The sequence below is a fragment of the Flavobacterium alvei genome (assembly GCF_002920895.1).
GTDB lineage: Bacteria > Bacteroidota > Bacteroidia > Flavobacteriales > Flavobacteriaceae > Flavobacterium > Flavobacterium alvei.
Genome location: NZ_PQVG01000010.1, coordinates 50,471 through 63,055 on the forward strand (window position 1 = coordinate 50,471; position 12,585 = coordinate 63,055).

Annotated in this window: 14 protein-coding genes; 8 read left to right on the forward strand and 6 right to left on the reverse strand. The window is 33.6% G+C overall.

The features are described 5' to 3' along the window. The first annotated feature begins 21 nt into the window (after positions 1–21). The 8 genes from moaCB (at position 22) to C3L50_RS15025 (ending at position 7,599) form a co-directional block, all read left to right on the forward strand. Positions 22–933, forward strand: a complete 912-nt coding sequence (moaCB, locus tag C3L50_RS14990) for a bifunctional molybdenum cofactor biosynthesis protein MoaC/MoaB (protein ID WP_103807001.1) — start codon at positions 22–24, stop codon at positions 931–933. Between the two features lie 294 nt (positions 934–1,227). Further along, positions 1,228–2,544: a multiheme c-type cytochrome gene (locus C3L50_RS14995; protein WP_103807002.1), complete on the forward strand. Its 1,317-nt coding sequence runs from the start codon at positions 1,228–1,230 to the stop codon at positions 2,542–2,544. A 167-nt stretch (positions 2,545–2,711) separates the two neighbouring features. After that, complete coding sequence (locus tag C3L50_RS15000; RefSeq protein ID WP_133158898.1) at positions 2,712–3,095, forward strand: cytochrome c family protein; 384 nt, start codon at positions 2,712–2,714, stop codon at positions 3,093–3,095. A gap of 16 nt (positions 3,096–3,111) precedes the next feature. Then, positions 3,112–3,975, forward strand: a complete 864-nt coding sequence (locus C3L50_RS15005) for a DUF5777 family beta-barrel protein (protein ID WP_243400397.1) — start codon at positions 3,112–3,114, stop codon at positions 3,973–3,975. 310 nt (positions 3,976–4,285) lie between these two features. Further along, positions 4,286–5,221 (forward strand): 4Fe-4S dicluster domain-containing protein, encoded by a 936-nt coding sequence (locus C3L50_RS15010; RefSeq protein WP_103807004.1) that lies wholly within the window; start codon positions 4,286–4,288, stop codon positions 5,219–5,221. A gap of 18 nt (positions 5,222–5,239) precedes the next feature. Next, on the forward strand, positions 5,240–6,601 hold the full coding sequence (gene nrfD / locus C3L50_RS15015; RefSeq protein ID WP_103807005.1) for an NrfD/PsrC family molybdoenzyme membrane anchor subunit: 1,362 nt from the start codon (positions 5,240–5,242) through the stop codon (positions 6,599–6,601). 7 nt (positions 6,602–6,608) lie between these two features. Then, positions 6,609–7,166, forward strand: a complete 558-nt coding sequence (locus tag C3L50_RS15020; RefSeq protein WP_103807006.1) for a hypothetical protein — start codon at positions 6,609–6,611, stop codon at positions 7,164–7,166. A gap of 37 nt (positions 7,167–7,203) precedes the next feature. After that, positions 7,204–7,599, forward strand: a complete 396-nt coding sequence (locus C3L50_RS15025) for a c-type cytochrome (RefSeq protein WP_103807007.1) — start codon at positions 7,204–7,206, stop codon at positions 7,597–7,599. Positions 7,600–7,738: 139 nt separating this feature from the next. Here the strand turns inward: C3L50_RS15025 and C3L50_RS15030 are convergent, their stop codons facing one another. The 6 genes from C3L50_RS15030 to dnaX form a co-directional block, all read right to left on the reverse strand. Further along, positions 7,739–8,584, reverse strand: coding sequence for a DUF2911 domain-containing protein (locus C3L50_RS15030; protein WP_103807008.1), 846 nt, complete (start codon positions 8,582–8,584; stop codon positions 7,739–7,741). Between the two features lie 74 nt (positions 8,585–8,658). Beyond that, complete coding sequence (locus tag C3L50_RS15035; RefSeq protein ID WP_103807009.1) at positions 8,659–9,312, reverse strand: HAD family hydrolase; 654 nt, start codon at positions 9,310–9,312, stop codon at positions 8,659–8,661. A gap of 85 nt (positions 9,313–9,397) precedes the next feature. Further along, positions 9,398–9,925, reverse strand: coding sequence for a KdsC family phosphatase (locus C3L50_RS15040; RefSeq protein WP_103807010.1), 528 nt, complete (start codon positions 9,923–9,925; stop codon positions 9,398–9,400). Further along, on the reverse strand, positions 9,909–10,670 hold the full coding sequence (locus C3L50_RS15045) for a Rossmann-like and DUF2520 domain-containing protein (RefSeq protein WP_103807011.1): 762 nt from the start codon (positions 10,668–10,670) through the stop codon (positions 9,909–9,911). The genes C3L50_RS15040 and C3L50_RS15045 overlap by 17 nt, the downstream gene beginning before the upstream one ends. 136 nt (positions 10,671–10,806) lie before the next feature. Next, positions 10,807–11,250 (reverse strand): DNA polymerase III, encoded by a 444-nt coding sequence (locus tag C3L50_RS15050; protein ID WP_243400398.1) that lies wholly within the window; start codon positions 11,248–11,250, stop codon positions 10,807–10,809. Between the two features lie 182 nt (positions 11,251–11,432). Continuing rightward, positions 11,433–12,518 carry a DNA polymerase III subunit gamma/tau gene (dnaX, locus tag C3L50_RS15060; protein WP_103807014.1) on the reverse strand — a complete coding sequence of 362 codons (1,086 nt, stop codon included), beginning with the start codon at positions 12,516–12,518 and terminating at the stop codon, positions 11,433–11,435. Positions 12,519–12,585: the final 67 nt, after the last annotated feature.

Here is a 12,585-nt window from a genome sequence, read left to right on the forward strand (position 1 = left end):
ACCTAAAATCCAATACCCAAAATGGTAGATATCACATTCAAATCAAACACGCTTCGCATTGCAAAAGCGCAAGCCATATTAAAAGTCAGCAAAAAAGAAACTATTGACGCTATTGTCAACAAAACAGTTCCAAAAGGAGATGTTTTTGAAATGGCAAAAACCGCAGGACTTTTTGCAGTAAAACGCACCAGCGATATGATTCCGGATTGTCATCCAATTCCAGTCGAATTTACAGCGGTTAGATACAATATAAAGGAGATGGAAATTACTATCGAAATCGAAGTGCATACTATTTACAAAACAGGTGTTGAGGTAGAGGCGATGCACGGTGCATCGGTGGTGGCGCTAACGATGTATGATATGCTCAAACCTATTGATAAAGGAATTGAAATACATTCTATAAAATTATTGGAGAAAAAAGGAGGGAAGTCTGATTTTACAGATAAATTCCGCACCGATTTAAAAGCGGCTGTGATTGTTTGTTCGGATAGTATTTCGGCAGGAACTAAATTCGATAAAGCTGGAAAAGCCATTATCCAAAAATTAGAAACTTGTAAGGTTGGCATTAGCGATTATTCGATTATTTCTGACGATACTTTGGGAATTCAAGAAAAAGTATTGGATTTATATGCACAAAATATAGACCTTATTATATTGACAGGTGGAACAGGTCTTTCGCCAAGAGATAATTCGCCAGAAGCCATAAAACCACTTTTAGACAGAGAAATTCCTGGTGTTATGGAAGCTGCTAGAAATTATGGACAAGATCGCACTCCTTTTTCGATGTTGTCTCGTGGAATTGCTGGAATGAAAGGTAAAACCCTAATTATGACTTTGCCGGGTTCAACAAAAGGAGCGCAAGAATCGATGGACGCTTTGTTTCCGTCACTTTTACATATTTTTAGAGTTGTTGAGGGGAAACAACACGAATAGAGTTCTTAAATAAAACTTAAAAAAAATATAGTGCAGATTCGTTTTTTGTTTTTATAAATAGTAGTTGTAGTTAAATAGATTTATTTTTATAATTTTATAAATTCTAATTTTACATGTTTTTAATTGTCTTGTTTTCAGTTGTTTGAATAAATAAGATGGAATTGTGTTTTTTTTTGGAAATATGATAAATATCATTTTATTAGATGTGTTTTACCAATAAATTTACACTATAAATATATCTTAATATAATGTTAAGATTTAAAAAAAAATAAAACAAATAAAACTATCAAAATTATGAAAACAGTTAAACAAACTATGTTAGTTGTTTTGGGGCTTCTTTTTTTTACCTTGCAATCTTGTACCCATGACGACTATATTCCTGTACCAGGACCAGCAGGTGAAAACGGTACTGATGGAGTTTCTGGAACTGCCTCTTGTGAGTCTTGTCACTCAGTAGAACATCAAAAACCAATTATTGATGCTTATGGTTTATCGGTTCATGCAATAGGTGTAAATGGTTCTAAGCATATTTATGGAACAAACACAGTTTTTGCTGATGGTTCTTTAAATAGCAATAGAGCATTTTGTTCGGAATGTCACTCTCAAGAAGGATATATTGATGTGAAAAAATACGGCAAAGCAAATCCAACTGGATATGCAAATTACGGTTCTATTTCTTGTGAAGGTTGTCATGGTGTAACACACAGATCTTTCAATTTTACAAAAGATGGAAATGATTTTGGATTAAGAAACATTGCAGCTGTAATTCAAAAAACCAATCCAGCATTTACTTTGAATGCTTCACCGACTGGTGGTACAAGTTCTGCTAATACTTGTATCGGTTGTCACCAAGCAAGACCAGATTCAAACGGTTATTACAAAAGACCAGTTATTGAAATGGGCGAAAAAGATGCATCAGGAAATGTAGTTATTACTAATGATCCTGTTAAAGGACCTTTATACAGATTTTGGTCTCAAAGAAAACTTGCCGATGCAGTTAATGGTTATCCAGCAGGTACTCTTTATTATAAAAACTATTCTAATACAGGTACATCAGTACATGCTTCTGAACAAGGTGATTTATGGATGGGTATTAATGGTATCGATATAGAAGGTACAACCACTCATTTACCAGCTGCTAAAACAGCAAAACACTACACATCTGCTTCTTGTGTTCAATGTCATATGGATAAACCTAAAACAGGTACTGTAGATAATGGTTCACATACTATGAAACTTTCATTCCAAACTTGTGTGTCTTGTCACCCTGCTCCAGAAACTTTATTAACAAGTTTCCATACCAAATTTGATACAGAAGTGGCTAAGTTAGTTGCAGCATTTGCAGCAAAACCGACTTATTTTAAAGTAAGCGGAACTAGTGTAAGTATTATAGCTTATGATAGTGCTAATGGTAATGCACCATTCCCAACCACTCCAGCTTCAGGTACAACCACTGCTACAACTTGGTACCAATCCAGAACAGATTTCCCTCTTAAATATGTTCAAGCTTATTGGAACTATAAATTAGTAACAGGCGATGAAGGTAAAGGAGTTCACAACCCACCTTATACAATGGCGTTAATTCAAAACTCTATTGAAGCTTTGAAATAATAATTAAATACCTCTGGGATTTTATGCCCAGAGGTATTAATTTATAAACTTAGAGAAAATAATTTTGATTTGTTTTCTTTAATAATTGCCTTCGTAACTTTAAATCTTTTGACAATGCAAATTGTTGAATAAGACTTAATAGCAATTATTCAATTAAAAAATAAAAGATGAAAAAAATATTTCAATATCTAATGATGTTAACAGTGAGTTTGATGGCTACATCCTGTTATTATGACGAAATGCCAGCAGAGCCTGTAACCCCTATTCCAGAAACGGTCTCTTACTCAAAAGACATTCAGCCATTATGGGATACTGATTGCATTAGTTGTCATAAAACTGGAGCCACATCACCTGATTTGACTGCTGCCAACTCTTATCTAGCGTTGACAAAAAACAACAAATATGTAATACCAGGAGATGCAGCTAGCAGTAGTTTGCATAAATCTTTGGTAGGTGATGGAGCTGCAATTATGCCAACAGCTGGTAAATGGAGTGATTCAAAAATTGCTTTAGTTGACAAATGGATTAATGCTGGAGCTCTTAATAATTAACTATAAATTGAAAATCATGAAATTATTAAAAACACTATTTATAGTTGTGTTAGCTATGCCAACAATGCTATTTGCTCAAGAGCAAAAAGATACTATAGCAGCCGTTAAAGAAGACAGTATTGCCCCAGTTGTTGAGGTTGAATTAGAGCGAGCCGCCTTCGAAAGTACTTCTTTGATAGAAAGTCAAACTAATAGGGTGTATTCAAAAGGAACAATCGAAATGATAATGAATCACCGTTTTGGTCTTGTAACAGGAACCAATGATTTAATTGGAATTTGGGCTCCCGCCAATATTCGTTTGGCAGTAAATTATTCAATTACCGATAGAATTACTGTTGGATATGGAACTACAAAAGACTTTAGATTGCAAGATTTTAGTCTTAAAGGAGCTATTTTGCGACAAACAGTTAAAGGGGAAATGCCTGTGAGTGTTACTTATTATGGTAATGCTTCTCTTAGTGCTTTGCCAAAAGAGAATTTCTATCACTTATCGGATCGTTGGTCGTTTTATAACCAAATTATAATTGCGAGACGTTTGAGTAAAGCAATTTCATTACAATTAGGACCAAGTTATTCTCATTATAATGTAGTTGAACCTGGAATGTATAATGATTTATTTGCAATTGAATTTGGAGGTAGAGCAAAAGTTACCTCTGGAATGTCAATTTTGTTAGATGTGAATCAACCCATAAGTTCTCAAGAGGGTTTGCCTAAATCTGGGTTTTCTGTTGGTACCGAATTTTCAACTGTTGGTCACACCTTTCAAATATTTATAAGCAATTATAGAGGTATTATTAATCAACAAAGTAATATGTTCAACCAAAATGACTTTTTCAAAGGTGATTTTGCCATTGGATTTAACATAGGAAGAACTTGGTAAACTTCTAAAAACCATTTGTAGGACAACTGCAAATTAAACTAATTCAAATACGAAAAGAGGATTCTGACTCCATAAAAGGATAAGTTTATCCTCTTTTCTATATAACTAAACAAGAGTTTTATATCTTTTTTTTAAATTTTAACTTAAATTTCTGATTGTTAAATAATTATGATATTTGTTAAAAAAAACAAAGTATGATAATTATCAGTAATAATTAGATTTAATTATTTGAAATTTGCTTAAGAATTCAAATTCAAAATGATAAGAATGGTTTGTTTTAATGAATTTCTAATTAGTAATAAATAGCAATATGGAAAAAGAAAATAACAATTCATCCAGAAGAAATTTTCTAAAGCTCGGCGCTTTAGGAGGAATTGCTTTGGCTGGAACTGCCATTGCAAGTGCAGTTACCGATGAATCTACAAAAGCTACTGGCAAAAAAGTAAAAGTGCTTACTGCTGATGGAAAATTAGTCGAAATCGATAGCTCTCTGGTAGATCATCATGCCGCTAATGATGATTACTCAAAAGAAGAAATCCGTCAAGGAATTGAAGGAAAGAAATTCATTCGAGTGATTGACTTAGGCAAATGTGCTAATGAAAGAAAATGTATAACAGGCTGTCAAAAAGCACATAATATTTTGGCTCCAGTTGAATACATAAAGGTGAAAAAAATGCAAAATTCACCTTTAGAATCGCCTTATTGGTTTCCAACAATGTGTTACCATTGCGACAATCCTCCTTGTACCAAAGTTTGTCCTGTAGATGCTACATTCAAGCGTTCTGACGGAATAGTAGCTATGGATTATGATCGTTGTATAGGTTGTAAATTCTGTATTGCTGCGTGTCCTTATTCGGCTCGTACGTTCAATTTCGGAAGACCAGAACAAGTAAAATATAGTGAAGAACATAAAAACGATACTTCTGATCCAAATCATTGTTCAACACCTTATGCTCAAGAAGGAACAGTTGCCAAATGCGATTTCTGTACTGATCGTTCTGCACAGGGATTGTTGCCAGCTTGTGTTGTCGAATGTCCAAACGGCGCAATTTATCATGGTGATGAATTAGAAGACGTTGTAACAAATGGCGAAGATACTGTAAGACTTAAAAAATTATTAGCCGATAGAGCAGGGTATCGTCAATTTGAAGAATTAGGAACTAAACCCAGAGTCTATTATTTGCCACCAGTAAAACGTGATTTCCCGTTTGAAGATGCAACCGAAGCTCAAAATACAAAGGAGTAATTTTTTAAAAAATAAAAAATGTCTGAAAATATAAACAAACACGAAACCTTTACTCAAGCAGAGTATATGGTTATGAAAGATGACCTTCTTCGTCCAATCGAGAAAGTTGGGAAAGCAGGTAAAATATGGATTGCATTTCTGGTTGCTGTATTATTAGCAGGAGTTGTTGCTTATATCATACAAGAAACAAAAAGTAAATACGTGACCACTAGTTTAAGAGATTATACCATGTGGGGAATATATATATCCAACTTTTTATTTATGGTTGCCATAGGTTTAGTTGGTGTGCTAATGTCAGCAATACTAAAACTAACCAATTTTGAGTGGTACAGACCACTTTCCAGAATTGCCGAAGTTATTGCCATTGGAGCCATAATGTTCGGTGGAATAAGTATTGTTGTAGCTATGGGAAGGCCCGACAGGTTATTAAATTTACTGCTTCACGGACGTATTCAATCACCAATTATTTGGGACGTTATTGGAATTACAACCGATTTGACAGCTTGTATAATATTGCTTTTTATCCCGCTAATTCCATCATTAGTTACTTGTAAAAACCATTTGAAAAATTTACCAAAATGGCAATTAAAAATGTATAACATGCTTTCTTTTGGATGGCAAGGAACTCCTGAACAATGGCAAATTTTGAAAAAAACTATGAAAACATTAACCGCATTGGTTATTCCTTTAGGAGTTTTGATTTGCACCATTACGGCTTGGTTGTTTGCAACAACCCTAAGAGCTGAATGGGATAGTACAAATTTTGGTGCCTACTTTGTTTCAAATGCCTTTTTATTGAGTGTTGCCGTAATGACTTTTGCTACATTTGTTTTTAGAAAAGCCTATAATTTAGAAAAATATTTAACCGAAATGCACTTCGATAAATTAGGGCAAGCAATGGTGCTAATGGCTTTGATTCACGGCTATTTCAACATAAACGAATATTTGATTCCTGCTTATAAAATGTCAGGGTTGCATGAAAACACACTTTTAAATTTATTTGTTGGCAAAGAGGCAGGATTTTATTGGTCAGTGGTGATTTTTGGTATAATTGTACCTTTCTTATTGCCATTATTCCCTAAAATGAGAAAACCTCTTCCTTTATTTATTATTTCAATAGTTGTATTAATTGCAGGCTGGTTTAGACTTTACCTAATTGTTATTCCAGGATTACTTCATCCTTATTTGCCTATACAAGATGTTCCTGCTTCATGGACACATTATTTTCCAAGTGCAGTCGAAATGACTGTAGTTGCTGCAACATTTGCTGGAGTGCTTTTAGTTGTTACCTTGTTTTCAAGATATTTTCCAATCATTTCAGTTTGGGAAGTAGCCGAAGGAGAGTTAGAAGGAAAAGAAGAAATATTTAATTATAAATAATTTACAGATGAAAAAGTATAACTATTTCTTAACCACTTGCCTATCGATATTGTTTTCAATAGCAACTGCATTTGCTCAAGATAAAGTAGCCAAAATCGCATTAACTTTTGAAACAGTAGATTCACTCCATGTTTGTAAAGCTTTTGTAACTTCAGAAGGACAACCAGTCGTTGAATTGCCTATAAAATTATCAGTAAAACGATTGTTTACCAAACTACCTATTGGCGATGCTGTAGCAACAGATTCTACTGGAGTTGCCACATTTGAATTTCCTAATGATATCCCTTCTAAGGATGGAAAATTGACTATATTTGCTAGTATAGTTGAAGATGAAAATTTTATGGATACCGAAGTTAGCGGAGAAGTAAAATGGGGTCAGATTGTTGTTAGTGATAATTCAAATGTAGATGAACGTTCCTTTTCAGCAGGAAGAGACAGAGCTCCCATTTATTTTATAGCAATTTCGTTGCTAATTATTGGTTTGATATGGGGAACTTTATTGTATGCAGTACTACAAGTATTCAAAATAAAACGATTAGGAAAATTAGAAGAAATTAAAGAGTAATAATTAAAACTAGTATTAATATTAAAATTCGACAAACATGAAAAAAATCTTTTTTGGCTTAGCAATTATGGCAGCCTTTATGTTCACACAAACTTCTAACGCTCAGGCAAAACCAAAAGGAAAAGAATGGAAAGTTCCTGCTGCGGATGCGGGCAAAAAAAGTCCAGCTGGTGCTGATGCTGCTGCGGGTAAAGTATTGTGGGGAACTAATTGTAAATCTTGTCACGGAGTAAAAGGTTTGGGTGACGGTCCTAAAGCAGAAAAAATTGACATTACTTGTGGCGATTTTTCTTCTAAAGAGTTCCAATCTAAATCAGACGGATCATTGTTTTACTACACAAAAATTGGTAGAAAGCCAATGCCTTCTTACAAAGAAAAATTGAGTGACGCCGAAATTTGGCAATTAGTTGCCTATATGAGAACTATGAAATAATAGTTTTTGTAGAAATAATTTAAAGAGGGTTAGAGTAAATCTGACCCTTTTTGTTTGATTACAATTGTTTTGTGATTAATATCAAAAAAAACCTGTTTGAACAATATTCAAACAGGTTTTTTATTCAAAATACAATGAGTTATTTTTTACTCCATTCAGCGATGCTGTCTTTACTCATTTTTACATAATCTTGATTGTTTGCTGCTTCGGCACCTGAAAGAGAAATTTTTGCCGTTTCTATAGCTCCCATTTTATCTCCTTGTTTAGCTTGAATCAAGGATTTTAAACGGTAATAAAAATAAGGTTTTTCTTTGCTCATTTCCAATGCTTTATTGATATAGCTTGAAGCTTTTGTTAAATCACCATTCGATTGAAGGTAGTATTGTGCTGCCGAGAAATAATCACCTGCTGTTGGGCCTGACAAGACTTTATCAATGCTGGCAATTGCATTTTTTGCAGTTGGAACCTCAAATTTAAGGGCTACTATTGTGTTTTCCCAAGACAATTCCAAATGAGCAAAATTATTATCTAGATTATTAATTTCGATGGTAAAACTTTCTACAAATCTATCGATATGTCCCGATTTTACACTTGTTTTCAAAGCGACTTTTGATTCGTCCCAAGTTTCAGGATTGCCCCAATTGTCTGTTTTAGTATAGAAAAATATTTCCCAATTATCGGCTCTAGGATTGGTATAGAGTGCATATTTTCCTTTTGGTAATGTTTTGCCGTCAATAATTACATCATCGCTAAAGGAGATTGTTGTGTTTTCATTTGCTCCTGTTCTCCATAATTTTCCAAACGGAACCAAATTATTGAAAACATCTCGACCTCTAGCACTTGGTTTAGAATAAACAATTTCAACAGTAGTTAAACCTACAACTTGAATGAGTGTCGATTTCGGACTTGCCTGAGGTGTTTTTACTTGAGCTTCAGTCACATAATTTGCAATAATCATTGCTAAGATAAAAATTATTTTTCTCATTGTTATTAATTTAGATTTATTCAAAATTACAAATTCGAGGGTTCAAAAATGTTAAATATTACTTAATTCGAAAATTAGTATTTCGAGATTATTTCAAAATTTAATTCGTTTAAATCTTCCACAACAACATCTGCTAATGACAAATCCTGCAGTTTAGAATTTTCGCTATTATATCCCACGCAAAAAATACCAGCCGCTTTGGCAGCTCTAATTCCATTGGTACTGTCTTCAATTACAATACAATTTTCTTTTGGAGCAATAGATAAATTCGCTGCATGCTCAAAGATTGCAGGATGAGGTTTTGAATGTGGAAAGTCTTCACCACTCACAATATGAGTGAAGTATTGATGCAAATTAAATCGTCTAAAAACCCGGTCAATAGTAACTTTGGCAGCTGATGAAGCTAGAATTAATTGCATTCCATTACTGTGCAAATCTTGAATTAGTTGCTCGACACCATCTATTAAATATAAATCTTCTTTACTATCGAAAGCGTCATTAAAAAGGGTTCTTTTTCTTTGAATTAAATCTTCTACTTCGCCATTAATCGGAAATAATTCTTTTAGTTTTTGAAAAGTATTTCGGGTAGAATTGCCCATGAAGGAAGTAAACATATCCTTAGAAACATCAATATTTAATTCGGCAAAATGCTGAAAATAGGCATAACTATGAACTGGTTCTGTGTCAACAATTACACCGTCCATATCAAAAATTACTGTTTGTGTCATTTTAAATTTTTAAATTGAAGTCCCGAAACATCGGGATTAGATTATAGATTGTTTTGATGAGAAATACGGTTACTGATTACTAAAATTAATCTAGTTTTCCATCAAAGTGAGTTGTCCATTTTTCTTGTACTTTCATCACTTGTTCAATGACTTCACGAGCGGCACCTTTTCCTCCGTTTTTATGCGAAATATATTTAGAAATACCTTTGATTTCGGGACTAGCGTCTTGCGGACAAGTAGGTAATCCAACGAGTTGCATCACATGATAATCAGGAATATCATCGCCCATATACATCACATGTTCCGATTTGATATCGTAGAGTTCAATATATTCTTTATAGGTTTCTACTTTGTTTGGCGTTCCAAGATGAATCTCAGTTATACCTAGATTTCTCAATCGTACACGAACACCTTCATTACTTCCGCCCGAAATAACGCAAACATTATAACCACTTTCTACAGCTGCTTTCAAAGCATAACCGTCTCGGATATTCATTGTTCGTAAAATTTCACCTTCATTGGTCACAAAAACGGATCCATCAGTAAGAACACCATCAATATCAAAAATGAAGGTGGTAATATCGTTCATTATTTCTTTATAACTTTTTGCCATTATTTTGTATAGATTGAGTTAGTATTTTATAAATTTTTGCTTGATTTTCGTTAGTCAAAAACTCCAAATGAGCTTGAATCGTTTGATTATCATTGCGTTTTGCTGGCCCAGTTTGAGCTTCTTTTGGAGAAAGCGTCATAATTTTGTTGGCGGTTTCTAAAATCAATGGTTTTAATATTTCAAAAGGAACATTATTTTCAATGCAAATTTCATTGCCAATTTGATACAAATGATTTGCAAAATTATTGACGAAAACAGCCGAAACATGAAGTGCTTTTCGCTGCTCGGAATTAATTTCAAATACGTTATTCGAAATGTTTTCAGCTACTTTTTTTAATAATTCAAAATCGATTTCATTTTCGCTTTCTAAACAAATAGGAATTTGACTGAAATCAACTTCTTTGTCTTTAGAAAAAGTTTGGAGTGGATAAAAAATTCCTTTCCTGTTCTTCGAATCTAAAGAATCTATCGAAACAGTTCCAGAAGTATGAACAATAAGTCTATTTTTGAATGGTAATTGAGAGGATACAGAAGCAATTGCATCATCTGAAACAGCTATTATGTATAAATCAGCTTCAACCAATTCATTATAATTAGTAATAATTGTAGTGAAATCGGGAAGGAGATTGATAGATTTTTTTTCTCTTGCAAATACTTGAATCACATTGATTTCTTTGCTTTGAGTGAAAGCTTTAATCAAATGATGAGCAACATTTCCTGAACCGATTATTACAATTTTAATCATATGCCAAAATTAACAAAAAAAGTCAAAAGTTTGTAATCTAATTGGTATAAGGAATAACTATCAATCTATATAATTTGAAATCAGAAACACCATTGGTTAAGAGTTAAAAATTAAGCAAAAATTATTCTTGCAAATTCTAAATATCCAAATCAAAAGTTCTTTTCAAAAGTTCTAAATTAGGGTTTATTTCATTCAATCTGTTAAATTTATCGATTGGAGTGAAAGCAAATTTATTTTCTATTGTTTCATTCACAACAATTTCAATCGTAATATCGTGATTGTGCAAATGTCCTCTCAAATAACCCAAAAGACCGTGAATTTGAGATTCAAAATCGAGCTTAGAACCGTCATTGGGCAATTCGTGAATAATAGTAGTTCCTTCTAATTTAGGATCACTTATCTTTAAAAGTGATTCCATAATTTTGTGCCCTTTATCACCCAATCGCTGTGCATATTTGTTCCAATACAACAACATGTCTGTTTCGTTGAATGCTTCTGTCGGAAGCAAAACATCTTCTTTTACAATTCCTTTAGTACTTTCTAGTAATTCTCTTTTAGCTCTAATGCTTGAAAGTGACAAAGCCGAAATTTTTGGCTCTTCGGATTGGTTTTGGGTATTGGGTTCTGGGTTTTGGGTTTTAGGTTCTAGGTTTTGGTTAGTCTCTAAAGTAATTTCTTTATTTTGAACCTTAATACTTTCGACTTTCGATTTATTAGTTTCGACTATTGAGTAATCCGTTCTTCTGAAATAAGTGGGTGGAATTATAAATTGTTCAACTTTTTTTTTTCTCCATCAAAGGTGATGGAGGCCAATTGCATCAAGCAAAGTTCAACAAGTAATCGTTGGTTTTGACTGACTTTGTATTTCAAATCACAGTCATTGGCAATCTCAATTCCTTTCAATAAAAATTCTTGAGATGCTTTTTGACATTGAATAGCGTACAGTTTTTGAGCTTGTTCGCCAACTTCTAATAAAGATAAAGTAGAAGGAGTTTTTGAAACTAATAAATCCCTGAAATGGGAAGCTAATCCAGCTACAAAATGATGTGCATCAAATCCTTTTGATAAAATATCATTAAAAGCTACCAATAACTCTGGAATTTTGTTTTCCAAAATTAAGTTGGTTATTGAAACATATGTTTCGTAATCTAAAACATTCAAGTTTTCGGTTACAGCTTGACGGGTCAAATTGCTACCACAATACGAAACTACTCGGTCAAAAATAGACAAAGCATCACGCATCGCACCATCGGCTTTTTGCGCAATGATGTGCAAAGCATCGTCTTCGAAATTTATGCCTTGACTTTCAGCAACTTCGGCAAGATGTTCTTTGGCGTCTTTTACGGTAATTCGTTTGAAATCGAATATTTGACAACGTGAAAGTATCGTCGGAATAATTTTGTGTTTTTCGGTCGTAGCCAAGATGAAAATAGCGTGCTTCGGTGGTTCTTCCAATGTTTTCAAGAAAGCATTAAAAGCGGCCGAAGACAACATATGCACCTCGTCAATAATATATACCTTGTATTGTCCAGTTTGTGGCGGAATACGAACTTGGTCAATCAAATTCCGAATATCATCTACTGAATTGTTGGAAGCAGCATCTAATTCGAATACATTGAAGGCAAAATCTTCATTTGGGTCGTCATAACCCGGTTGGTTTATTTTTCGAGCCAAAATTCTGGCGCAAGTTGTTTTTCCGACCCCACGAGGTCCAGTAAACAATAGGGCAGAAGCAAGGTGATTGCTCTCTATGGCGTGCAATAAAGTGCTGGTAATGGCTTTTTGCCCCACAACATCCTTGAATGTTTGCGGACGATATTTACGAGCCGATACTACAAATTGTTCCATAGATTTTTATTGGATAGCAAATATAGGTTTTGAAAAATCAAAAAGCAAATTCTAAATTCCAAAAAAA

Bases quoted from the DNA above. Each gene is read 5' to 3' on its own strand.
- C3L50_RS14995 (WP_103807002.1), top strand. From the start codon at position 1,228: ATGAAAACAGTTAAACAAACTATGTTAGTTGTTTTGGGGCTTCTTTTT.
- C3L50_RS15020 (WP_103807006.1), top strand. From the start codon at position 6,609: ATGAAAAAGTATAACTATTTCTTAACCACTTGCCTATCGATATTGTTT.
- C3L50_RS15040 (WP_103807010.1), bottom strand. From the start codon at position 9,925: ATGGCAAAAAGTTATAAAGAAATAATGAACGATATTACCACCTTCATT.
- C3L50_RS15005 (WP_243400397.1), top strand. From the start codon at position 3,112: ATGAAATTATTAAAAACACTATTTATAGTTGTGTTAGCTATGCCAACA.
- dnaX (WP_103807014.1), bottom strand. From the start codon at position 12,518: ATGGAACAATTTGTAGTATCGGCTCGTAAATATCGTCCGCAAACATTC.
- moaCB (WP_103807001.1), top strand. From the start codon at position 22: ATGGTAGATATCACATTCAAATCAAACACGCTTCGCATTGCAAAAGCG.
- C3L50_RS15045 (WP_103807011.1), bottom strand. From the start codon at position 10,670: ATGATTAAAATTGTAATAATCGGTTCAGGAAATGTTGCTCATCATTTG.
- C3L50_RS15030 (WP_103807008.1), bottom strand. From the start codon at position 8,584: ATGAGAAAAATAATTTTTATCTTAGCAATGATTATTGCAAATTATGTG.
- C3L50_RS15035 (WP_103807009.1), bottom strand. From the start codon at position 9,312: ATGACACAAACAGTAATTTTTGATATGGACGGTGTAATTGTTGACACA.
- nrfD (WP_103807005.1), top strand. From the start codon at position 5,240: ATGTCTGAAAATATAAACAAACACGAAACCTTTACTCAAGCAGAGTAT.
- C3L50_RS15000 (WP_133158898.1), top strand. From the start codon at position 2,712: ATGAAAAAAATATTTCAATATCTAATGATGTTAACAGTGAGTTTGATG.
- C3L50_RS15010 (WP_103807004.1), top strand. From the start codon at position 4,286: ATGGAAAAAGAAAATAACAATTCATCCAGAAGAAATTTTCTAAAGCTC.
- C3L50_RS15025 (WP_103807007.1), top strand. From the start codon at position 7,204: ATGAAAAAAATCTTTTTTGGCTTAGCAATTATGGCAGCCTTTATGTTC.